We start from the raw sequence: 21,772 nt of genomic DNA on the forward strand, positions 1-21,772 counted from the left end.
GCGGCGCCATTGCGCCTCGTGGCCGCAGCGGCAGATGCGCGGAGACGGGTCTGCGGAGGCCCGTCCATCGCACTCCTGTACGATGGACGGCCCGTCCGGCGCCTTGCTCCGGACATGATCCGCACGTTCGCGTGAGGACGGCGCGTGCCCGCCGAGAGAACGCCTCACGACACGCGTGGAGCGCGCCTTCTATTGGCATAAAGCTTACGGTTAATACATCCTTAACCGAATTGAACTGATATATTTCAGCTAAATATTGAGCAAAACAGACAGGATTCTGCGTGCAGTCAGGCCGATCGTCATGACGGACACCCACCCTGATCGAGTGCGGGCTGTGTCACAGTCTTGAGTCCGTCATACCGCCGCCGGAGCAATGTCGATCTAGTCGTCGGAATACATTCCAAGATCATTCCCCCGGCGATGTGCACAGCCCTGATCCTCTGTTGCTTGACAAACACGGTCACAGGCACAATCCTTGCCAGCAATGAGAACAGTCCTGGGGGACTTTCGCCCGCGGCTTGGCAAGCCGATGTCTTGCACCCTCGAACTCGCGAGGGTGAATCGGGCGGATAGGATCAGCTCGACTTGAGGGCAATCATTTCGGTGGTGGGCGTTGTCGGCGCCCTCGACCGTTCGGCCTGCGCCGACGGCGGACCACCGGCACGACGACAACAAATGTCCTCGCACAGGGAGTTGGGTGAATGTCGAGTGTGATCGAACCCCAGTTCGGGTTGAATGCGGCCGGTGCTGCGAATCCGGGGATGCGGATCCGGTTCAGACCCGCGGCGCTTCCGCGCGTCGCCACCATCCTGATCGGGCCGAGCGGCCTGTACCAAGACGGACTGGTCAGCATCCTCGAAGAGAACGGCTATCTCGCGGTGGACACGCTCGGCAGCGTCGAGGAGTTCGATCCGGATTCGCAGCCGGAACTCATCCTGCTGACGGAGTTCGCGTGGAGCGAGGAGATGCGGGAGGCGATCCCGTTCCTGCGGCGCATGGCGCCGAAGGCGCGCATCGCGATCCTGGCGGAGCCGTCGGACGGGACGATGCTGCGCTCGGTGCTCGATCTGGGCGTGCAGGCCTGTCTCGGCTACCTCACCCAGCCGGAGGCGCTGATCAAGTCGCTGAACGTGATCATGAGCGGCAACATCGTGATGCCGATGGAGGTGGTGCCGTATCTCGGCCGGGCCGTGCCGCGGGCGCCCGCACCCCGTCTCCTGCCGCCGCCCACCGCCGCGGCGCCGGCGCCCGGCACCAGCGAGACGCTGACCGGACGGGAGGTCGAGATCCTGTCCTGCCTCGCCGGCGGCCTGTCGAACAAGCTGATCGCCCGCCGCCTCGCCATCGCGGAGGCCACGGTCAAGATCCACGTCAAGAGCATCCTGCGCAAGACCGGGCTGCAGAACCGCACCCAGGCGGCGATCTGGACGCACCAGCACGGCATCACGCCGGCGGTTCCCTGTGCGGCGCGGGAGTGATCTCCCCGCATCGCAGCCCCCGCAAGCCCCCACCGTAAGGGCGGACCTTGGACCGGACGAGCGGCGTCCGACCAAGGCCCGCCCTTTCTGCTGTCCGGACGGACGCGCCGTGCTGCCGGCCCCGCCTATGCCGTGGGCTTGACCGCGCTCCGACCGACCCGTCCCGGCCCTCCGCGGCCTTGAGGAGCGGACGCTCCCGACGCCGGACGCCCGCCCGCCGGCAGGCCTCGGACCGGCTCTCGCGGGACAGGCCCGGCTCCCGACGGACTTCGCCTCACCCGACAGGCCGAGCACCACGTGTCCCGCCTGAAGAGTCGGGCAGGAGCGGGTTCGGAGCCGTGCCTCCCACCGCAACGGCGGCGCGACGATCACGCATCCCCGCAATCGGGATGCCGCTACGGGCGGCGGATGGCGATCGCCACGACGGACCCGACCGGATCCGCGCGGCTGACGGGATGGCGATTCTGCAGGACAGGCGGTGGACGGCTGGCCGAGGGTGCGAGCGCGCCGCAGGCGGAAGTCGCGCCAAGGCCGGCCTCGGTCGGACCGAGGCCGGCGGGACGACTCGCCGGGTCAAGCGGCGCGCGGCCTCAGCGGGCGCCCTTGGCTCCCAGGACCGCCGGGACGGTGGCGAGCAGGATGTAGAGGTCGAGCCAGAGCGACCAGTTGCGGATGTAGTAGGTGTCCTGGCTCTCCTGGACGGCGAGGTCGCCGTCGCTGCGGGCCGAGACCTGCCACAGCCCGGTGAGCCCCGGCGGCACGCTGGTGCGCAGGCGCCGGAAGGCGGGGCCGAAGCTGTCGAGGTGGTAGGACGGGAAGGGGCGCGGGCCCACGAGGCTCATGTCGCCGCGCAGGACGTTCCAGAGCTGGGGCAGCTCGTCCAGGCTGCTGCGCCGGATGAAGTGGCCGACCCGGGGCAGGATGCGCGGATCCTGCGCGAGCTTGAAGTAGCGCTGCCACTCGGCGCGCGCCTCAGGGCTGGCGTCGAGGTGGTCGCGCAGCTTCTGCTCGGAGTCGCGGTACATCGTGCGCAGCTTGAGCACGCGGATCGGGCGCCCGTTCCGGCCGACCCGGACCTGTGCGTAGAACGGGCTGCCCGGATCGGCGAGCCAGATCAGCCCGGCGAGCAGCAGGATCAGCGGCGCGACGAGGATGAGGCCGAGGCCCGCCACCGTGCCGTCGAGCACCCGCTTCAGCATCAGGTTGCGCCGCCGGTAGAGTTCGCGCCGGATCTCGATCCCGACCGCGCCGCCGAGTGGGCGCACCTGCAGCCACATGGCCTGGAGGTCCTGGATCTGCTGGGCGAGCACGATGCGCATGTCGGGCAGGGTGCCGACCCGCAGCCCGTCGTGCCGCACGAGGTCGGCGCAGGAGGAGAAGACCGCCACCTCCGCGGCGGACAGGCCGTCGAGCGAGTCGAGCACCGGCAGCCGCTCGGTGCGCAACCCCGGCTCCTGCGAGCGGTCGAGGACGAAGCCGATCGGCCTGAGCCCCAGTTCGGGCTGGGCCAGGAGCGCGTCCGCGAGGGCGCGCCCGGCAGGATCCGCCCCGACGATCACGGTCGGCGCCCCCCAGGCGCCGGCCCGGATCAGGATCCGCTGCGCCGCCCATTCGCCGTAGAAGCCGAGGACGAGCAGGAGCGCGGTGACGAGCCCGACCGTGCCGACGAGGCCGGCCGTGACGGCTCCGCCCACCAGCAGGCAGCCGGCGGCGTAGAGCGCGAGGCCCAGCGCCCGCAGCCGCAGCCGCTCGGGGGGGCTCGGCCCGTCGCCCGCGTAGAGGCCGAGCGCCGCGAAGGCCGCGAGCACGGAGACGACCGGGAACGGCAGCGGCCCGGTCAGGAGCGCGCCCGGCGTCGCCGGCAGGCCGCGGAGCGCGAGGGTGGCGAGGCACCCGGCCGCGAGCGCGGCCGCGAGGTCGCCGAGCATCAGCGTCGCGACGACGAATCCCTGCCGCAGGCGGCGCGCCGGGAACCGATCGGCGCGGGAGCGCGGCCCGATGGTCGCGACGGAGGGAATCACCGTGTTGCCGTTCGACATGGACCCACCCTCGCGTGAGCGTCGGGCGGCCACGCCCGACCAAGGAATGCCTGCCGGCGGCACGGCCTCGCGGCCGCGCCGCATCGGCTCAGCCGCTGTCGGCCACGCGGCGCGCCGGCCCCGGCGCGCCGTGGCGCGCGAGGAGCTGGCCGGCCGCCAGGACGAGGAAGTGCGGCACGATCCGCGCGTAGCGCCCGACGAGGCGCCGCGGCTCGGTGCAGAGGCGGTAGAACCATTCGAGGCCCGAGCGCTGCATCCAGCGGGGCGCCTGCTGCTTCGTCCCGGCCAGGAAGTCGAAGGCCGCTCCGACCCCCACCATCACGGGCGCCTCGATGCGCCCGCGATGGGCCGACATCCAGCGCTCCTGCTTGGGCGTGCTCAGGCCCACCCAGACGATGTCGGGCTTCGCGGCGTTGATCTCGGCCACGATCGCCGCGTCCTCCTCCGGGGTCAGGGGCCGGAACGGCGGGCAGTACACGCCCACCACGTCGAGGCCCGGATGTTCGGCGCAGAGCCGCTCCCGGAGCTGCTCGGCCACCCCGGGCGCGCCGCCGTAGTAGAAGTGGCGCAGGCGCCGCTCCGGCGAGCGGCGCGTCACCTCGCGCATCAGGTCCGGCCCGTAGACCCGCCCGATCGGGCCGTAGCCGAGCAGGCGCGACATCCAGACGAGCGGCATCCCGTCCGGGGTGACGAGATCCGCCGCGGCGTGGATCCGGCGCAGGTCGTGATCCTTGCGGCACTCGATCACGCCGTGCGCCCCGGTGATGCAGATGTAGTGGGGGCGGCGCGTCCCCACGAAGGCCTCGACGGCCGCGACCGCGTCGCTGAGCGTGATGACGCTGACGCCGACGCCGAGCACCGGCGCCCGCTCCTGCTCCCACGGGCGAGGCGCCTCGCCCGCGGCGGCTCTCACGGCGGTTCCCATCACGCGCTCTTCTGCGGCGCGGCGTGGCGCAGGGGGCGCACCGGAGCGGCGCTGCGGGCGAGCTGCGCCTCGAAATACGCGATGGTGCGGGTGAGGCCGGTATCGAGATCGACCCGCGGCGACCAGTGCAGCAGGTCGCGGGCGCGCGAGATGTCGGGGCAGCGCCGCCGCGGATCGTCCTGCGGCAGCGGGTGCAGCGTGATCGTGGAGCGCGAGTTGCACAGCGCGACGATGCGTTCGGCCAGCGCCAGGACCGTGGTCTCGACCGGGTTGCCGAGGTTGACCGCGCCGATCGGGCCGCCGTCGACGGCCATCAGGCGCATCAGCCCCTCGACGAGGTCCTCGACGTAGCAGAAGGAGCGGGTCTGCGAGCCGTCGCCGTAGATGGTGATCGGCTGGTTGGTCAGCGCCTGGATGATGAAGTTCGAGACGACGCGCCCGTCCTGCGGGTGCATGTGCGGGCCGTAGGTGTTGAAGATCCGCGCCACCCGCACCGACATCCGGTGCTGGCGCTCGTAATCGTAGAAAAGGGTCTCGGCGCAGCGCTTGCCCTCGTCGTAGCAGGCGCGCGGCCCGGCGATGTTGACGTGGCCGCAATAGCCCTCCGCCTGCGGGTGGACGTCGGGATCGCCGTAGACCTCGCTCGTCGAGGCCTGGAGGATCCGCACGCGCAGCCGCTTGGCGAGGCCGAGCATGTTGATGGCGCCCATCACGCTGGTCTTGGTCGTCTGGACCGGATCGCGCTGGTAGTGGATCGGCGAGGCCGGGCAGGCGAGGTTGTAGATCTCGTCCACCTCGACGTAGAGCGGGAAGGTCACGTCGTGGCGCAGGAGCTCGAACGACGGGTCGGCGAGCAGGCTCTCACAATTGGCGCGGGTGCCCGTGAAGAAGTTGTCGACGCACAGGACCTCGTTGCCCTGCCGCAGCAGCCTCTCGCACAGGTGCGAGCCGATGAAGCCGGCACCGCCGGTCACGAGAATGCGCTTCATGTCCACGATCTCCGCTGCCGGAAACGATGCTGTGGTGGCCCACCGGGGCCGGGCGGAAGTCCCGGCCCGAGGCCGGACAACAGCCACCCCACGGTTCAGGCCTCCGTCACAGACCGAGAATGACGTTGCACTGCACCGCCGGACAACTGGCGCATCGGGTGGAGCGACAATCCGAAAGAAATGCCCCGGAGGTCATCCTATCGGGACGAGTCAAGATCTTGGCCTCATCCGCGGGCGTCGGCGCTGACCGGCCGAGCCACGGTCCGGGAGCGTACACAGATCTTCGCGCGCTCGCGGCCGGAGGGGCCGGGAGGGCCGGACGATCCGTCCGGAGCACCCGACTAGTCCGAAGGGGCAGGGCGGCTCGTCCGAAGGGCGCTGCCGTCCCGCCGCGGGGCGCGGCTAGGATTCCAGCCATCCGAGGGATCCCGATCGGGCCTCCCCGCCGTCGACCGCGAGCGATCGTCCCATGGCCCTCCTCCCGCCTCCTACCTCCCGCCGCGCGCGTCCGGTGCTGGTGCTGGCCGCACTCCTCGCGCTCACCGGCCGCCCCAGCGCCCAGGAGGCGGGCTACCGCCTCGCGCCGGGCGACCGGGTCGCCCTTTCGGTCTACGGCCAGACGGAACTGTCGGGCGAGTTCACGGTCGGCAGCGATGGCGCCCTCTTCCTGCCGCTGATCGGCGAGGTCCCGGTCTCGGGCTCCACGCTGCCGGAGGCGCAGAAGCAGGTGGTCGCCCGGCTCTCCGAGGGCTACCTGCAGCAGCCGGTGGTGAGCCTGCGCGTCACCGAGATGCGGCCGATCTTCGTCCTCGGCGACGTGCGCAACCCGGGCAGCTACGGCTTCCGGCCCGGCCTGACGGTGCTGAGCGGCGTGGCGCTGGCGGGCGGCTACGCCAGGCCGGAGACGCAGCAGATCGCGCAGCAGACCGACTTCCTGCAGGCGGACGAGCGCGTCCGGGTGCTCGAAGCCAACCGGCGGCTCTACCGCATCCGGCGCGCACGGCTCGACGCGCAGCGGCGCAACGACGACAACTTCACCCCGCCCGCCGACCTCGGCGCCGATGCCGGCACCGAGGCGCTCGTCGCGGAGGAGCGCCAGATCCTCACCGCGCAGCGCGGCGCCCTGCTCCAGTCCGTCCAGCTGCTCCAGGCGCAGAAGCCCCGCATCGAAGCCGAGATGGTCGGCGTGCAGGCCCAGCGCACCGCCGAGGAGACGCAGCTGCGCCTGATCCAGGCCCACATGGAGGATTACGAGAAGCTGATGGCGAGCGGGCTCGCCCGGCGCTACCAGGGCATCGAGTTCCAGCGCGAGGAGGCCCGCAACAAGGGCTCGATCGCCCGCCTGACCTCCGATCTCGCGCGGCTCGACCTCTCCCTCGGCGACCTCGCCCTGCGGCTGCAGGAGATGAAGGACGCCTACCAGCGCCGCATCCTGACGGAGCTGCAGGACACGACCACGCGGCTGACCGAGACGGAGACGCAGCTGACGAGCGCCCGCGAGATCCGGGCGGCGCGGCTGCAGGCCAGCGGCATCGTGGTCTCCAAGGCGGGCGAACCGGCCCGCCGGGTCTTCGTCACCCGCGTCCAAGACGGCCGCAGCGAGATCATCGAGGCCGACGAGCGCACTGCCCTTCTGCCGGGCGACATCGTCGACGTGCGCCGCGACCCCGAGGAGAAGTCCGTGCGGACCAGCACGGCCGCGGCGGGCCGCGAGCTCCGCTGAGCGAAACGGGCCGGCCGACGCCCCAAGTACCACCGAATTACCACCAAATCTCGGTTTCCACCCGGCCGGCAATCCATAAGCATATCCGCACACCAGGACCGAATATCGTATCGATCTTCGGGCAGGAGGACAGCATGACGGAGATCAGGCCGCTCATCATGTGCGGAGGCAACGGGACGCGGCTGTGGCCGGTGTCGCGCGCCGCGCTCCCCAAGCAGTTCGCGAGCCTCATGGGCGAGCGATCGACCTTCCAGCAGACGATCCTGCGGGCGGCCCGCCTCGGCACCACGCAGCGCCCCCTGATCGTCACCAACGCGCTCCACCGCTACCTCGTCGAGGAGCAGCTCGCGGAGCTCGGCATCAAGGCCGACGTGCTGGTCGAGCCCGACCGGCGCGATTCGGGCCCGGCGATCCTGGCGGGTGCCCGCGAGATCGCCCGGGAGGACCCCGACACCCTCGTGCTGGTGCTCGCCTCCGACCACGTGATCCAGGACGAGGTCGCGTTCCGGGACGCGGTGGCGGCCGGCCTCGCGCCCGCCCTGTCGGACCACCTCGTGACCTTCGGGGTGACCCCGACCCATCCGGCCACCGCCTACGGCTACATCCAGCCCGGAGCGGCCCTGGACGAGGGGGCCTGGGCGGTCACGCGCTTCGCCGAGAAGCCGGACGCGATGCGGGCGGCCGGCTACGTCCTCGACGGCTACCTGTGGAACGCCGGCATCTTCCTCTTCCGGGCCGGCGCGCTCATCGCCGAGTACGAGCGCCACGATCCGGAGACGGTCGCGGCGGTGGACGGCGCGGTGACGCAGGCCCAGCGCGACCTCGACGTGGTCTGCCTGGAGCCCGGCGCCTTCGCGCGGGCGCGGCGCCAGTCGATCGACTACGCGGTCTTCGAGCACACCGCGCGGGCGGCCGTGGTGCCGATGGCCTGCGGCTGGTCCGATGTCGGCAGCTGGGACGCGCTCTGGAGCCTGGGGGCGGGCGACACCGACGGCAACGTGGTGCACGGCGAGGTCGTGATGCGCGACGCCCGCGGCTGCTACGTGGCAAGCGACGGCCCGCTCACCTCCGTGCTCGGCCTGTCCGACATCGTGGTGGTGGCGAGCACCGACTCGATCCTCGTCGCCGACCGGCGCCGGGCCGGCGAGGTCAAGGAGATCGTCGCCAGCCTCCAGAGCCAGGGCCGGCCGCAGGCCGACGCCCATCCGCGCGTCCACCGCCCCTGGGGCTGGTACGAGGTGATCGACGCCGGGACGGGCTTCCAGGTCAAGCGGATCGTCGTGCGGCCGAGCGGCCGGCTGTCGCTCCAGAAGCACCGCCACCGGGCGGAGCACTGGGTGGTGGTGACCGGGCACGCGCGCGTGACGATCGGGGACGACATCCACGAGCTCGGGCCGAACCAGCACGCCCACATCCCGCTCGGGGCGGTCCACCGCCTGGAGAATTTCGGCAACACCCCGGTCGAGATCATCGAGGTGCAGCACGGCGACTACCTCGGCGAGGACGACATCGTCCGCATCGAGGACATCTACGCCCGCGTCTGAGCCCCGGGCCTCGTCCGCCGGGGTGGCACTGCCCGGCGCAGTGCCACCCCGGCTCCCGGCGCGCCCGGCGACGGCGGCCGTCCGCGCGCCCCTGAGGAGACCCCCATGACCCGCGTCCTCTCCGCCATCGTGGTGCCGCCCCACCTCTCGGTCAGCGGAGGGGCGCGGGCCGGCATGGCGCTGAGCGCCGCCCTGTCGGCGCATTGCACGATGACGGTGGCCAACATGATGGGCGGCGCCGCCCCGCCGGGCTGCCGCTGGCTCCCGGTGCGCACCGGGCTGCCCCCGGGGCTGCCCTGGTCGCGCCTCTCCCAGCGCCACCGCACGCCGTTCTACCGCTCGGACATCCCGCGGGCGATCCGGCCGGGAGCCTACGACCTCGTCCACCTCCACAACCCGATGCCGGGGCTTGAGATGGGGCGGATCGCGCGGGCCTGCCGCGCCGCCGGCATCCCGTACGTGATCTCGACGCACGGCTTCAACGAGGTCGCGCGCGGCACGGAGATCTACGGCTTCGGGGCGCTGCGGCGGGCCGCGTGGCGGCACCTCGTCCAGGCGCCGGTCGCCGACGCGGTGCGGGGCGCCGACGCGATCATGGCCCTGTCGCCGGCGGATTTCGAGATCGTCCGGGGCATGGGCTTCCGGGGCGAGACGATCGACGTCGTGCCCAACGGGGTCGACGCGCCGCCCCCCGCCTCGCCCGAGGCGGACCGCGCGGTCTGGGAGAGGTTCGGGCTCGGCGCGCCCGGGCCGGACGCGCCGATCACCTGCATGTTCCTGGCCAACCACACGCCCAACAAGGGCCTGCCGGTGCTGCTGCGCGCCTTCCTCGGGCTCGCGCGGCCCTTCACCCTGGTGGTGGGCGGCGAGACGCGGCCGGAGATCGACTATGCCGGGGCGGTCGCGGAGGCCGGGCCCGGCCAGCGGATCGTGGTGACCGGGCGGCTGTCCGACGCGGAGGTCGGCGCCCTGATGCGGCGCTCCGACCTGTTCGTCTTCCCGACGCTGGCGGACACGCTGCCGCTGGTGGTGTTCGAGGCGATGGCGCACGGGCGGCCCGTGCTGGCCTCCGCGGTCGGCGGCATCCCGCACCAGATCGACGCGAGCTGCGGCCGGCTGGTGCCGGCGGGCGATCCGGAGGCCCTGCGGGAGGCGGTGGCGGACCTCGCCGCCGACCCCGCGGCACTGCGCCGGATGGGCGAGCGCGCCCGCGCGCGCGTCGCGGCCGAGTTTTCCTGGGCGGGCGCCGCCGAGACGGCGTTCGGCGTCTACGGGCGCGTGCTGGCGGCGCGGGCGGAGCGCGCCCGCGACGGGGCGGCCGGTCGCGCCCGCCTCGCCGTCGACGGGCAGACGGCCGGGCGCATCCCCGGATGACCGGCGGCCTCCCCCGGGCCGCAGGCCCGCAGGCCCCGAGCGGGCCGCCGGCCCGCCAGCGGGCAGAATCGCGAACGGCGCTGCGGCGCATGCCCGGTGAGGAGCTGATGTTGGCCTGGTCTCTCCCCCTGCAGGCGCCCGATGTGCGGAACCGGCTGCTGATGGCGCTGCCCGTCGAGAGCTTCGAGCGGATGCGATCCCTCTTCGAGCTGGTGGACCTCGAAGTGGGCAAGCGGATCGTCACGGCCAACGAGCCGATCAGCCACGTCTACTTCCCGGAGAGCGGGCTGATCTCGGTCATCCTCAACGTGGGCGGACGCGGCGTGCTCGACACGCTCGTGGTCGGACGGGAGGGGATGGTGTGCACCGCGCTGGTGCTCGGGGTCGAGAGCACGCCGCACGACGTGCGGGTGCGCGCGCCGGGCAGCGCGCTCCGCATCGGGGCGGGGGCGCTGCACCACCTGCTCGGCCAGAGCCCCCTCCTGCACGAGATCCTGATGCGCTACGTCCAGGTGACGATGATCTGGACGGGCCAGGCCGCCCTGGCGCTGCGCCGCAACAAGCTCGAGGAGCGCTTGGCGCTCTGGCTGCTCCAGGCGACCGACCGGCTGGACGAGAACGAACTGGCGATGACCCACGAGACGCTGGCGCTGATCCTCGGCACGCACCGGCCCGGCATCACGGCGGCCCTGCGCAACTTGGAGCGCGAGGACGCCATCGCCACGAGCCGCGGGCGGATCACGCTGATCGACCGGGCCAAGATCGTGGCGGCGGCGGGCGAGAGCTACGGCACCGCCGAGGCCGAGTACCGCCGGCTGATCGGCCCCTTCGCCTGAACCCGGCTGCCGGCCCGCGGTGCACGACGGTTGAACACGGCCATGCCGTCGTGCGGCGACCGTCACGCCCGGATCGCGGATGGTCCAGGAGAATCGGTCGCGCGGCAGCGTCGCGGCGATGCGCTCGAGGCTCGGCCTGGCGCGCCGGCCGGTGATGACGGCGCTCCGTCCATCGAGCGCGGCTCCCGCGGACGCCGTGCAAACCACACCCCCTCGCCGAACGAAGCGCGGGGAACCCTTCTCCCGTGCGGGAGAAGGGCATGGGGATCGAAGATCCCGCACGGGATCAGAGATCCCGCATGAGGGTCCCGGGAGGGTGCCGCAGTGAAACTGAAACGGTGGTGAGGGGAGCGGAACGGGTCAGGACCAGCAAACAGCCTCAGTGCTGGTCGCGGCAGCGTTCCGGGTCCTTGCGGCACCCTCCCGGAACCCTCACGCGCGATCTTCGATCGCCTACCCCTCTCCCGCACGGGAGAGGGGATCCCGCGCTCGTCCGGGCGAGAGGCGTCTCAGTGCCGCGACGCCGCGCCGGCCATGATCTCGCGGATGGCCTGCCCGTAGACGCTCGCGAGGCCGAACTGGATGCGGTAGCCCTCGCGCTTCAGCTTGTCGGCCGAGAACTGCATCTGTCCGAACGAGTACCGCACCGGAAGGACGCCGAGCCGCATCGCGTTCGTGAGACGATCCACGACGCCCGGCGCCGGCCGCATCTGGAACGCGCCCTGCGAGGTGCTCGCGTAGAGCTTCCGGAAGATCATCTCGTAGGAGCTGTCCGGGAACTCGTCCTCGGCGATGTTGTAGACCGCCACCTCGCCCGGCGCCCCGCTGCCGCTCAGCCCGCGCTCCATCAGCCAGACGAGGGCGTGAGCGACGTCCCTGATGCCGATGTGGTGGGCGTGGCGGCGGGCGATCAGCGATTTGCGGAGCGTGCCGAGCTGCCCCAGCCTGACGATGTCCTCGACGTCGATGACGACGGTCGGGCGGGCGATGACGTAGCGGACCGACCGCGCCTCGCCGCGCAAGGCGGCCTCCCCGAGCAGCTTGGTGCGGCCGTAGGTGCGCAGGAACTCGGGCGCGATGTATTCCGGCCTGACGTCCTTGTGGGCGGTCAGCGTCGGGCTGTCCTCCGTCACGAGGCGCGACACGCTGCTCCCGTACACGGAGACGGTGCTGGTGTGGCAGAACACCTTGACGCCCGCCCGCTCGCTCGCCTCGGCCAGCGCCCGCGTGGCCTCGACGTTCACCCGCTGCATCCGGGACGTGTCGGCGATCTCGGCGGCGAGGTGGATCACCGCCGCGCAGCCCGCCACCTCCTCGTCGAGATCGAGCGATTGCATGAAGTCCTTGGTGCGCCACTCGACGCCCTCGGGCGCCCCCTCGGGATCGCGGTTCCGGGAGGTGAGCGCGCGGACCCGGTAGCCCCGCTGCACGAGTTCCTCGACCACGAATCGGCCGATCTTGCCGGAGGCTCCGGTCACCAGGACCGGTCCCGGCGCGGCCTCGCCAACGCGTTCAGACATGAGCCACCTCGCGGGCCGGAAGGTCGTGGCGGCCGGCCGGAGCGGCGGCGCGATGCCGCTCCTTCAAGGTATCGGCCGTCCTGATCGCCAGCGCGACGATCATCTGCGTCGGGTTCGCGTGACCGGCGGTCGGAAACACCGAACTGCCGGCGACGAAAAGCCCGTCCACGTCGTGCACTTGGCATCGCGCATCGACGACGCCCCGGGCGGGGTCGTCCGCCATGCGCGTCGTTCCGGTCGGATGGGCGACGTCGCGGAAGGTGGACGGGAAGCCCTCGTTCCGCTCCACCCACGCGTCGAGGCGCGGCGCCGGGTAGCCCATGCGGGCGACCTCGGCGGCGACGAGGCGCGCGAGGCGCCGCAGGCTGCGCTCCTCGTTCTCGTCGACCCGCCAGTCGATCCGCGAGAGCGGCAGGCCCAGGCGGTCGGTCCGGTCCGACAGGGTGATTCGGCTCTCCCGATCGGGAACCTGCTCGGTCATGCCGACGAGGTGGAGCGCCTGCAGCCGGCGCGTCAGCCCGCGCTTGCGAAAGGCGAGATCCGCCGCGCCCTTGATCAGCACGTCGGCGTTCGCCAGCACGGCGCGGACGTCCTTCATGGTGCGCGATCCGCCGCGGAGCAGGCCGTTCAGGGCTCTCCAGGGATCGTCGGGCATCACCTCCTCGTCCAGCCACGCCGCGCAGTTGAGGAGCTGCTCGCGCCGCTGGATCTCCGGGCTCAGCCGGAACCCGTGCCGGAACCGGTAGCTGTGCGGCCCGAAGCTCACGTGATGGAGGCCGAATCGCCGCCGGATCTCCGTCGAGGCCGCGGGGTCGAAATGGGCCAGGATGCCGCGGGGATGATCCATCAGGTAGCGGCCGACCAAGTCCCGCCGGTTGCCGATCCCGCATGGCTCGACGTCGTTCGAGCAGAGCAGCAGCCGGGCGTTCTCGATGCCGCCCGCGCACAGCACGAAGGAGCGCGCCGTGACCGTGCGGCGGGAGCCGTCGCGCGCCGCGACCTCGGCCGACCGGACCTTGCGGCCGGAGCGGTCGAGCTGGAGCCGGACGAGCGTGGCGTTGGTGAGCAGCCGGACGGTGTCGGGCAGGTGGGCCAGCAGGTCGGGCCCCCACCGCATCAGGTCGAACCGGTTGATGGCGTCCTTGCTGTACTGCCAGAAGAACGGCGTCAGCAGGTCCTCGTTCAGCGGGGGCTGGGGCACCGGGCGGCGCGCGGCCGCCCAGAAGCGGTCGTCCGAATAGTCCGCCCCGATGCCGAGGCCGACATACGGAGCCGTTCTGACGAGGTAGGGCTGCAGCTGATCGTGCGTGAGGGGCCAGCCCGAATCGGGAACCCAGTCGCGCACCTCGTAGTCGATCGGATCGAACGGCGCGCAACGGCCCGCCCAGGTGTGGGAGCTGCCCCCGAGGATCCGGTTGCGCACCAGCCATTGGTCGCTCTCGCGAGGCCGGCCGATGTTCTCGATCTCGTTCAGTGCGTCGACGGCGGGCTGCCGCTCGTCTCCGCCGCTCTCCAGCAGGATGACGCTCAGCGCACTGCGCGACAATTCCCGCGCGATCGTGGCGCCCGCCGGCCCGCTCCCGACGATGCAGACGTCGCAGGCCAGTTCGGTCTCAGGCGCGATCTCATGAAGATTCGCTTTCGGCAAAGGAAACCTCCAATCCCGGCCTGATTGCTGCAATGACGAGCGGCCGGGCGCGCCCTGTCGTTCCAGCACGTCAGGAGTACAGCAATGGAGATGAGCTTCCAGTGGCGCCGAAGGATTACCTCCATGGGTGTTCGGATGCGGGCGCGGCCGCCGCAGGGCGGCGGCCGCTGAAGCGCCGCGCGTCAGGCGCGCGGGCTCCCGGTCAGGACCAGGAGGCTCCCGGTCAGGACCAGGAGAAGGTGTTGTGCCACCCGGCCATCGGCGACTGGCCGCTGATCTCGGTGGCCTGGTAGGTGCCGCCGAACGCGTCGTCCTGAATGCCGCCGCCGTACACGACGTTCTCAGGGTTGGCCGGGTTCTGGTAGGCGCCGTTGGTGATGGTGGTGTCGTCCGCCAGCCCGAAGATCAACGAGCCCGACATCGGCGTGCCGCGGCCGGCTTGGCTGTCGGCGAAGTTGTCGAACGAGCGCACATCGTCGAAGAGGTTGTTGCTGCCGATATCCGTGAAGGCGCCGTTGCCCATGTGGACGACGTCGACGTTCCGGACGACGGTGTTCTGGGCGCCCTCCAGCATCACGCCGACGCCGCTCGGCGAGTTGTTGCCGTCGATGAGGCCGTTGGTGACCGTGATCCCGTCGCTGCCCTCGCCGATGTGGATGTTGTCCTCGGTCCAGGCCGTGTCGAGGTCGTTGAAGACCGAGAAGTTGTTGAGGCTGCTGTCGCCGGAGCGGTTGAACTGCACCAGCTGGCCGCGCGGGAAGGGCCCGCGCATGTTGTAGCCCTCGATCCCCTCCAGAGTGGCGTTGGGCGATTCCTGCAGGTAGACGCCGGTCGAGGCGTCGCGCACGGTGACGCCGTTGACGCTGGCACCCGGACTGCTGAACAGGCTGACGCCGAACTCGCCGCCATCGCTGTTGGGGCCGGAGGCCGGTGCGCCGGCATTGATCACTTCCACGCCCTGGATCGTCAGGCCGTCGGCGCCGACCGCGTCGATGCCGGCGCTGCCCTGATTGGCGCCGTTGTAGTGGATGCGGACGTTGCGGATGGTGACGTTGTCGTCGTCTTCGAGTTCGATGCCCACGCCATCGGTGTAGATGTCGAGGTTCTCGATGACGTCACCGCTCTTCGCGTAGATCGTCCCGTTGTAACGGGTGAGCGGGATCGGAGAACTAGCCATGATCTGCTCCTCTGCGGGCTATGAAGGGGACAGNGCCGCTGTTGGCGTAGAGCGTCCCGTCGTAGCGGGTGAGGGAGGCGGAGGAGGCCGCCGCGCCCTGCGGCGCCGCCGGCAGCGGGTCGGTGGCCTCCTGAGCCTCAGGGTCGACGATCACCGCCGGGGCATCCTCCGCGGCGGTGTCCTCGCCGATGGCGGCGTCCGCGCTGAGGTCGTCGGCGCTGTCGTCGGTGATGAGGTCCTCTGCGATCACCGCGTCGGCGGACACCGTCGTCTCGATCTCCGTCTCTGCCGTCGATGCGGGATCGGTCGCGGCCGTGCCGGAACCGATCGCCGGCACAGCGGCGTCCTCATCGGTGGTCGGTGTGTCGGACGAATCACCGTCCCACTGCCGAGAGCCGCGGCCGGAGCCGTCCCAGCGGCTTCTCAGGTCGTCCCAGAATCCGTCGAGCGCATTCGTGTTGTCGCGAGGCGTAAACCGCATCGTATCTCCTGAGTATGTCGATGAGCCCCGGCCGGCCGGCCGCGGGCGGTCGTCCCGGCCGCCGCAGGCAGCCGGGCGCTGATCCGTGCTCGGCGCACGGCGTTCCGACACGCGTTCTCCCGCAGGGGAGAAGGCGTCGCGTCGAACTCGATGAGGCGGGCGGGCGAGGCACCCAGGACGGGGCAGCCGATACTGTACTTACTAGTACAAACTCATAGAATGTGTACGAACTCGTACACATCCGAGCGTATTCGCCGGTGTTTTGTTCAAATCATGTGGTTAAGCTGAAATGCCCAAATGGGGCGACAATGAGGCATTCTAACAATTGCTTTTAGTTGACTTGCCTGTGCTGGCAGCGCATGCGGGCACGCGAAGCGGCACCTATGGCAGCGGGGTCATCCGCAGCATCGGGAGCTGCCGGCGCGGCGGCGGCACGGGACTGCCGGGCTGGCGGACGCCCGGAGGCCGAATCACTGGCCGGTTGTCGCACCGGCCTCGATCTGCTGCAGACGCCCGTCGGTCTCCTGGCCCGCCTTCCGGAAGGTCTCGAAGGACATCTCCGGCCCCCACAGGAACAGGGGCACGTGACCCGGCCGGTAGACGTAGGTGTTGCGGTCGAAGCGGTTGCCGCCCGACTGGATGATGCCGGCCATCGGCTCGCCCGGCTGGACATCCGAGGTGCCGCCCGCGCGCCCGGCCGCATCGAACGTCGTCCTGTTGTCGTGCACGGTGTTGGCGCGGGTCGCGTAGTAGCCGTCGCCGCGCGCCGTCGGGCGGCCCTGGTCGACCAGGATGACGCCGTGGCCGCCGGGCGCCACCGTGATGTCGTTGCCGACGACCTCGACCTCCGCCGAACTGGCCACCGTGATCTCGGCGCCCCAGACCCAGCTGCGGGGGCCGGCGCCGTTCCGGCGCAGGACGTTGTTGCGGATCGTCGCCCCGCGCGAGATCTCGAAGGCGATCCCCGAATGCGTGTTGCGTTCGACGACGTTGCCCTCGAACAGGATCCGGTTGCAGTCGATGTCGCACCAGAGGCCCGACCCGCCGTTCTCGTAGACGTGGTTGGCGCGCAGCACGACGTTGCGGGCGACCGCGAGCTTGACGCCGCCGGCCTCCCAATCGGGGTTGTAGCCGTGGGTGTTGTTGGCCCAGATCCGGTTGCCGACGATCTGGAAATCCGCCCCGGTCCCGCCGACGCCGAGCTGGCCGTTGTGGTGGATGTCGCTCGCCGAGAGGCTTCCGCCCGGGCTGACGACGATGCCGGCCCCGCTGTTGAAGCGCACCTCGCAATGCGTGACCTGCCAGTCGCGTCCCGCCGCACCCTGGATCACGCCGTGCTGCGGCAGGCTGTTGTATTTTTCGATGGTGAGGCCGCTGATGCGCACGCCCTCGGCCGGGCCGGTGAAGGCGACGGCGGCGCGCGCCGATTCGACCACGCGCCCCGCCGGATCCACGGCCAGGGACAGGGTGCCGGCCGCCGGATCGAACAGGAAGGTGCCGGGTCCCATCTCGGCCGGATTCGCCACCTGCCGCAGCGGCACGCCGTCCAGAAAAAGCCCCGCCCGGTGGGTGCAGGGCCGGCCGGCCATGCACTCGCCCAGCACTTGGAGCGGCGCGGGCTGGCCGCCCGCGACCCAGAAGCGGCCGAGGCGGGCGAATTCGGTGATGCGGCGCGACCCGTCGAGCACCGCGCCCGTCTCGCCGAAGAACGACTGCCCGTTGAGGGGCGTCACGACCTGGGCCCGGTGGATGCCGGCGCCGAGGCAGAAGCTCGCGCCGTGCCCGGCGCGCGTCACCGCATCCTGGATCGAGGCGCCGGGCGCCACCCGGATCGCGCCCGCCGGACAGGCCGGCCGTCCGGGCGCGGCGGGTCCCCCGTCGAACCCGCGGGCGCCGGTCGATGCGAGCAGGAGCGCCAGCGTCAGCGCCCAACGGTGCGGCAGCAACATGATCGCGCCCCTCTCCACGCTCAAGCAGGATCCGATCGCGCGGCGATCGGATCCTGCTCCAAACCTTTGATATATTGGCATTTTCTGCGACGAACCGGTGACCGCTCCGTCGGACGATGCTCCAGGTCCAGGCATCGGCCGCGTCAGACGCCGGCGCGCTTGCGCAGGATTCGTCGCGTGTAATAGCTCGGTTCGAGCGCGAGGGCCGTGGCGAGATGATAGAGGAACGGCGCCCATCGGCGCTTGCTGAAGTACAGCGTCGATTTCCGGAAGGCGATCCCGGCCTTGTTCTTCTTCTTGCGGGCGAGCCGCTGCATCGCGGGCTGGGCCTCCATGATGGCCCGGAAGGCGTCCAGGGAGACTTCCTGTTCTCCCCGCAGCCGCCGCAGGACGTTGAAGTCGACGTACTCGCCGAACTCGAACAGCCGCCGCAGGTTGCTCGTCATCAGGCTGCTGTGCCGCCGATGACGCATGACGAAGTCGGGCAGGACGGAGATCCGGTAGCCCGAGGTCACCATCCGGCCCCAGAGGTCCCGGTCCTCCAGCGGCACGTCCCGGTAGCCTCCGACCGCGAGCACGTCGCGCTTCCGGAACATGACGGTGGGATGGATCAGTTCGAGGAAGAGCGACGGGTCGTGCTCCCGGCGGCCCCGCTCGCTGTCGACCCGCGGGACGCTGACACCGATGGTCTCGCCGAACTCGTCGATGAGGTAGGCCGCGGAGGTGATCACGCTCACCTCGGGATGCTCGCGCATGAAGCCGACCTGCCGCGCGAGCCGGGTCGGCAGCATGATGTCGTCGTCGTCCATGCAGGCGACGAGGTCGTACCGGGCCAGGGACAGGGCGAGGTTCCGCCCGGGCGCCAAGCCCTTGTTCTGCGGCTGGTGAACGACCCGCACCCGGGCATCCCGGGCGGCGATGCGGTCGAGGATGGCGGGCGTGCCGTCGCGGGACGCATCGTCGATGATGATCAGTTCGAAATCGTCGTAGGTCTGTGCCAGCACACTTTCGACCGATTCTTCTACGTATCTCTCCCGATTATAGGCCGACATAATGACTGATACCGACATGTCGATTTCCCTCTGTCGGAGAGATCGTCCCTGACGTGACTGCCCGGCCCGGTGCGGGAGCGTGCCGCTGCGCCCGCCGCCAGGCTCCATCGGCGCCCGGTGGGCCGACAGGCAGGGCCGGGCTCCGACGCACGCTCGACGCCCCGGACTCGCCGGCATGGCAAGTATAGGGCGCCACATCGTCGATCAGACCCGCCCGGTGCGGCCGTGCCGAGCCTCCTGTTCCTGCATCGTGGCCGCCGCCGGACTGGTCACCGCTGCGATCCGGGAGGCTTGGCGGGCCATTGAGATCATGCGCCATCTTTCCAGAAAGCTGTCGCGGGGGCGCGGACGGAAAGGGATTACGACGAAAGAGGCCGGTGGGGCGGCCCTGCCGGGGACCTCCGTGGCGCCCGGCGGGTCCGGACGCGCGCGCAGGCCTGGACCGGGCCGGCCGATGAGGCCCCACCGCGCGTGACCAATCTGCGCCGCGCCTCGCGCCGTGGCGCCGCCGCAAGAGGAGGAGACCCGGTCGATTCGGTCGTAACCCGCATGCGAAATGGCGCGATCGACGATGCTTATGTCACGAACGTCCTGTGCTGCAATGCAGGAGAGGACCGACCGTCATGAAGACTGTTCTCGTCACCGGTGCCGGCGGATTTATCGGACACCACTTGGTCAATTTCCTCGTGGGACGCGGCTACTGGGTTCGGGCCGTCGATCTCAAGGATCCCGAATACGCGGCGACGGCGGCGCACGAGTTCATCCGGGGCGACCTGCGTCTCCACGACACCTGCCAAGCCGTCACCCAGGGGATGGAGGAGGTCTACCACCTCGCCGCCGACATGGGCGGGATCGGCTTCATCAGCGGCTCCCACGCGGAGATCACGCTCAACAACACGCTGATCAGCGCGCACATGGCCAAGGCGGCCCGGGACTGCCGCGTCGGGCGCTTCCTGTTCTCGTCCTCGGCCTGCATCTACCCGACCAACCTGCAGACCTCGCCGGACGTGACCCCGCTCAGCGAGGACATGGCGTGGCCGGCCTTCCCCGAGGAGGGGTACGGGCTGGAGAAAATCTACATGGAGAAGCTCTGCCAGTACATGACGGAGGATTGGCAGATCCCGACCCGCGTGGTGCGGTTCCACAACGTCTACGGCCCGCTCGGCACCTACAAGGGCGGCCGCGAGAAGGCGCCGGCCGCGATCTGCCGCAAGGTGGCGCTGTGCCCGAATGGCGGCGAGGTCGAGGTCTGGGGCGACGGCCTGCAGACGCGCTCGTTCATGTACATCGACGATTGCGTCGAGGGGCTCTTCCGCCTGATGCAGTCCGACTACACCGCGCCGCTCAATCTCGGCACCGACGAGATGATCAGCATCAACGAGCTCGTCGACATCGCCTCCGAGATCTCCGGCAAGCGGGTGACCAAGCGCCACGACACCACGAAGCCGCAGGGCGTGCGCGGGCGCAACAGCGACAACACGCTGATCCGGCAGGTGCTGGGCTGGGAGCCGCGGATCATGATCCGCGAGGGCCTCGTGCCGACCTACCGCTGGATCGAGGGCGAACTCGGCCGGTCTCAGGACGAGGGCGTGCTCGCCGCCGCCGAATGAGCCGATACGGCGGCGCAGCGATGCGCCGCCGGTCCACCCCCGCCGCTGGAGCCCGACGCCCGATGGTCGCAGACGCGATGCCGCTCGACATCCGCCACCTCGTGTTCGAGGAGGCCGAGGACTCGCGCACCAACGGCGTCCACCACGTCGCCAACCGGCTCGCCCGCGAGCAGGTGCGGATGGGCGACGCGGCCCGGATCGTGCTGCTGCACCGGACCGGGGCGGGGCTCGACCTCGCGCAGCAATGGGCCGCCCCGGTCCAGCCGCTGCGCCTGGACGGGCACCGCCTGTTCGGCCACGTGGTCCAGGCGGCGCCCGGCGTGCGCGACGCGCTCCTCGACGGCACCGGGCCGGACACCATCGTCCACGTCCACGGCGGGCGCCGCCCGGTGCTGCCGATGATCGGGCGCGAGCTGATGCGCCGCGGCGTGCGCTACGTCGTGACCATCCACGGGCGCTACGCCCACGTGTACGACGAGGCCCTGCGGCCGGTCCGGCCCACGGTCTCGCTCTACCTCTCGGTGTTCGAGCGGCGCTTCCTGGAGAACGCGGCCTTCGTCCACGCCCTGACGACCCAGGAGGCGGCGACCATCCGCAGGATCGCCCCCCGGGCGCGCGTGGTGATCGTCGAGAATGCGAGCTATTCGAGCGCCTTCGACGAGCGGCCGGCCTGGCCGGCCCGCCTGCGCGGCTCCGCGTCCTACCCGACCTTCGGCTTCTGCGGGCGCTACGCGATCTGGCACAAGGGGCTCGACCTCCTCATCGAGGGGTTCGCCCGCCACAGCGGCGCGGGCGGCCCCGGGCGCCTCGCGCTCGCCGGGATCGGGCCGGCCGGCACGGAGGCGGACGAGCTGCGCACGCTCGCGGCCCGCCAGGGGGTCGCCGACACGGCCACGGTGGGCGGTCCGGCCTTCGGGGAGGACAAGATCCGCACCCTGCGCGGCTGGGACTTCTTCGTGCAATCCTCGCGCTTCGACGGCCAGCCGGTCGGCGCCCTGGAGGCGGCGCTGAACGGCCTGCCGCTGATCGTGTCGCGGGCCACCGGCCTCGGCGAGGCGGTGGAGCGCTTCGGCGCCGGCTTCGTGATCGGGGATCTCTCGCCGGCGGGCATCGCCGAGGCGCTGGGGGCCGCCGCGCGGGTGACGCCCGAGGAGTGGGTGCGGCTGTCGCGCGCCGCGCACGGCATGGCGATCGAGATCGGCGACTGGACGCGCTCGGCGCGCCGGCTGCGGGACCTCTACGCCACGCCGTGGAGCGGCTTGGCGCGCGTCGTCTGATCGCGCCGCCGCCCGCGAGCCGGCACCGCCCAGACCCTTCCGGACACGGCCGACACCCGGATCCCCACGGATCCGGGTGTCGGCCGTTCGCCGCTGCCGTGGTCGGCCCTCGCGCTGCCCGGCCCCGCCCCGGGCCAAGCACGGCTGCCC

General features: G+C 71.2%; 15 protein-coding genes. 7 read left to right on the plus strand and 8 right to left on the minus strand.

The window, feature by feature from the left end; genetic code table 11:
* Positions 1 to 701 precede the first annotated feature (701 nt).
* Positions 702 to 1,478 carry a LuxR C-terminal-related transcriptional regulator gene (locus ACKUB9_RS05415; protein ID WP_410824725.1) on the plus strand — a complete coding sequence of 259 codons (777 nt, stop codon included), beginning with the start codon at positions 702 to 704 and terminating at the stop codon, positions 1,476 to 1,478.
* Between the two features lie 590 nt (positions 1,479 to 2,068).
* Here ACKUB9_RS05415 and ACKUB9_RS05420 read toward each other — a convergent pair.
* From ACKUB9_RS05420 to ACKUB9_RS05430, 3 genes are all read right to left on the minus strand, one after another.
* Positions 2,069 to 3,517: an exopolysaccharide biosynthesis polyprenyl glycosylphosphotransferase gene (locus tag ACKUB9_RS05420; RefSeq protein ID WP_407520058.1), complete on the minus strand. Its 1,449-nt coding sequence runs from the start codon at positions 3,515 to 3,517 to the stop codon at positions 2,069 to 2,071.
* Positions 3,518 to 3,605: 88 nt separating this feature from the next.
* Complete coding sequence (locus ACKUB9_RS05425; RefSeq protein WP_407520059.1) at positions 3,606 to 4,442, minus strand: WecB/TagA/CpsF family glycosyltransferase; 837 nt, start codon at positions 4,440 to 4,442, stop codon at positions 3,606 to 3,608.
* Positions 4,442 to 5,431, minus strand: a complete 990-nt coding sequence (locus ACKUB9_RS05430; RefSeq protein WP_407520060.1) for a UDP-glucuronic acid decarboxylase family protein — start codon at positions 5,429 to 5,431, stop codon at positions 4,442 to 4,444. Before ACKUB9_RS05430 ends, ACKUB9_RS05425 begins: the two co-directional genes overlap by 1 nt.
* Positions 5,432 to 5,900: 469 nt before the next feature.
* Between ACKUB9_RS05430 and ACKUB9_RS05435 the strand changes: the two genes are divergently transcribed.
* From ACKUB9_RS05435 to ACKUB9_RS05450, 4 genes are all read left to right on the plus strand, one after another.
* Positions 5,901 to 7,154: a polysaccharide biosynthesis/export family protein gene (locus tag ACKUB9_RS05435; RefSeq protein ID WP_407520061.1), complete on the plus strand. Its 1,254-nt coding sequence runs from the start codon at positions 5,901 to 5,903 to the stop codon at positions 7,152 to 7,154.
* A gap of 134 nt (positions 7,155 to 7,288) precedes the next feature.
* Positions 7,289 to 8,698, plus strand: a complete 1,410-nt coding sequence (locus tag ACKUB9_RS05440; protein WP_407520062.1) for a mannose-1-phosphate guanylyltransferase/mannose-6-phosphate isomerase — start codon at positions 7,289 to 7,291, stop codon at positions 8,696 to 8,698.
* 105 nt (positions 8,699 to 8,803) lie between these two features.
* The gene (locus ACKUB9_RS05445) at positions 8,804 to 10,072 is read left to right on the plus strand and encodes a glycosyltransferase family 4 protein (protein WP_407520063.1); all 1,269 of its coding nucleotides are present in this window, start codon (positions 8,804 to 8,806) and stop codon (positions 10,070 to 10,072) included.
* Positions 10,073 to 10,179: 107 nt separating this feature from the next.
* Positions 10,180 to 10,908 carry a Crp/Fnr family transcriptional regulator gene (locus tag ACKUB9_RS05450; RefSeq protein ID WP_407520064.1) on the plus strand — a complete coding sequence of 243 codons (729 nt, stop codon included), beginning with the start codon at positions 10,180 to 10,182 and terminating at the stop codon, positions 10,906 to 10,908.
* Between the two features lie 509 nt (positions 10,909 to 11,417).
* Here the strand turns inward: ACKUB9_RS05450 and ACKUB9_RS05455 are convergent.
* The 5 genes from ACKUB9_RS05455 to ACKUB9_RS05475 form a co-directional block, all read right to left on the minus strand.
* Positions 11,418 to 12,428 carry an NAD-dependent epimerase/dehydratase family protein gene (locus ACKUB9_RS05455; RefSeq protein ID WP_407520065.1) on the minus strand — a complete coding sequence of 337 codons (1,011 nt, stop codon included), beginning with the start codon at positions 12,426 to 12,428 and terminating at the stop codon, positions 11,418 to 11,420.
* Positions 12,421 to 14,076: a GMC oxidoreductase gene (locus ACKUB9_RS05460; RefSeq protein WP_407520066.1), complete on the minus strand. Its 1,656-nt coding sequence runs from the start codon at positions 14,074 to 14,076 to the stop codon at positions 12,421 to 12,423. Before ACKUB9_RS05460 ends, ACKUB9_RS05455 begins: the two co-directional genes overlap by 8 nt.
* A gap of 223 nt (positions 14,077 to 14,299) precedes the next feature.
* Positions 14,300 to 15,253 carry a right-handed parallel beta-helix repeat-containing protein gene (locus ACKUB9_RS05465; RefSeq protein ID WP_410825769.1) on the minus strand — a complete coding sequence of 318 codons (954 nt, stop codon included), beginning with the start codon at positions 15,251 to 15,253 and terminating at the stop codon, positions 14,300 to 14,302.
* 951 nt (positions 15,254 to 16,204) lie between these two features.
* Positions 16,205 to 17,683: a right-handed parallel beta-helix repeat-containing protein gene (locus ACKUB9_RS05470; RefSeq protein WP_407520068.1), complete on the minus strand. Its 1,479-nt coding sequence runs from the start codon at positions 17,681 to 17,683 to the stop codon at positions 16,205 to 16,207.
* Positions 17,684 to 17,826: 143 nt separating this feature from the next.
* Positions 17,827 to 18,933 carry a glycosyltransferase family 2 protein gene (locus ACKUB9_RS05475; protein ID WP_407520069.1) on the minus strand — a complete coding sequence of 369 codons (1,107 nt, stop codon included), beginning with the start codon at positions 18,931 to 18,933 and terminating at the stop codon, positions 17,827 to 17,829.
* A 425-nt stretch (positions 18,934 to 19,358) separates the two neighbouring features.
* Here ACKUB9_RS05475 and ACKUB9_RS05480 point away from each other — a divergent pair, with 425 nt between their 5' ends.
* Positions 19,359 to 20,345 carry an NAD-dependent epimerase/dehydratase family protein gene (locus ACKUB9_RS05480; protein ID WP_407520070.1) on the plus strand — a complete coding sequence of 329 codons (987 nt, stop codon included), beginning with the start codon at positions 19,359 to 19,361 and terminating at the stop codon, positions 20,343 to 20,345.
* A 62-nt stretch (positions 20,346 to 20,407) separates the two neighbouring features.
* Positions 20,408 to 21,622, plus strand: a complete 1,215-nt coding sequence (locus ACKUB9_RS05485; protein ID WP_407520071.1) for a glycosyltransferase family 4 protein — start codon at positions 20,408 to 20,410, stop codon at positions 21,620 to 21,622.
* Positions 21,623 to 21,772: the final 150 nt, after the last annotated feature.

This window comes from Methylobacterium oryzisoli (genome assembly GCF_046557895.1).
In the GTDB taxonomy this organism is placed as follows: domain Bacteria; phylum Pseudomonadota; class Alphaproteobacteria; order Rhizobiales; family Beijerinckiaceae; genus Methylobacterium; species Methylobacterium oryzisoli.

Excerpts from the sequence above, each read along its gene's own strand:
- ACKUB9_RS05435 (WP_407520061.1), top strand. The coding sequence starts at position 5,901 with ATGGCCCTCCTCCCGCCTCCTACCTCCCGCCGCGCGCGTCCGGTGCTG.
- ACKUB9_RS05425 (WP_407520059.1), bottom strand. The coding sequence starts at position 4,442 with ATGGGAACCGCCGTGAGAGCCGCCGCGGGCGAGGCGCCTCGCCCGTGG.
- ACKUB9_RS05485 (WP_407520071.1), top strand. The coding sequence starts at position 20,408 with ATGGTCGCAGACGCGATGCCGCTCGACATCCGCCACCTCGTGTTCGAG.
- ACKUB9_RS05440 (WP_407520062.1), top strand. The coding sequence starts at position 7,289 with ATGACGGAGATCAGGCCGCTCATCATGTGCGGAGGCAACGGGACGCGG.
- ACKUB9_RS05415 (WP_410824725.1), top strand. The coding sequence starts at position 702 with ATGTCGAGTGTGATCGAACCCCAGTTCGGGTTGAATGCGGCCGGTGCT.
- ACKUB9_RS05470 (WP_407520068.1), bottom strand. The coding sequence starts at position 17,683 with ATGTTGCTGCCGCACCGTTGGGCGCTGACGCTGGCGCTCCTGCTCGCA.
- ACKUB9_RS05450 (WP_407520064.1), top strand. The coding sequence starts at position 10,180 with ATGTTGGCCTGGTCTCTCCCCCTGCAGGCGCCCGATGTGCGGAACCGG.
- ACKUB9_RS05445 (WP_407520063.1), top strand. The coding sequence starts at position 8,804 with ATGACCCGCGTCCTCTCCGCCATCGTGGTGCCGCCCCACCTCTCGGTC.
- ACKUB9_RS05480 (WP_407520070.1), top strand. The coding sequence starts at position 19,359 with ATGAAGACTGTTCTCGTCACCGGTGCCGGCGGATTTATCGGACACCAC.
- ACKUB9_RS05475 (WP_407520069.1), bottom strand. The coding sequence starts at position 18,933 with ATGTGGCGCCCTATACTTGCCATGCCGGCGAGTCCGGGGCGTCGAGCG.
- ACKUB9_RS05455 (WP_407520065.1), bottom strand. The coding sequence starts at position 12,428 with ATGTCTGAACGCGTTGGCGAGGCCGCGCCGGGACCGGTCCTGGTGACC.
- ACKUB9_RS05465 (WP_410825769.1), bottom strand. The coding sequence starts at position 15,253 with ATGGCTAGTTCTCCGATCCCGCTCACCCGTTACAACGGGACGATCTAC.
- ACKUB9_RS05420 (WP_407520058.1), bottom strand. The coding sequence starts at position 3,517 with ATGTCGAACGGCAACACGGTGATTCCCTCCGTCGCGACCATCGGGCCG.
- ACKUB9_RS05430 (WP_407520060.1), bottom strand. The coding sequence starts at position 5,431 with ATGAAGCGCATTCTCGTGACCGGCGGTGCCGGCTTCATCGGCTCGCAC.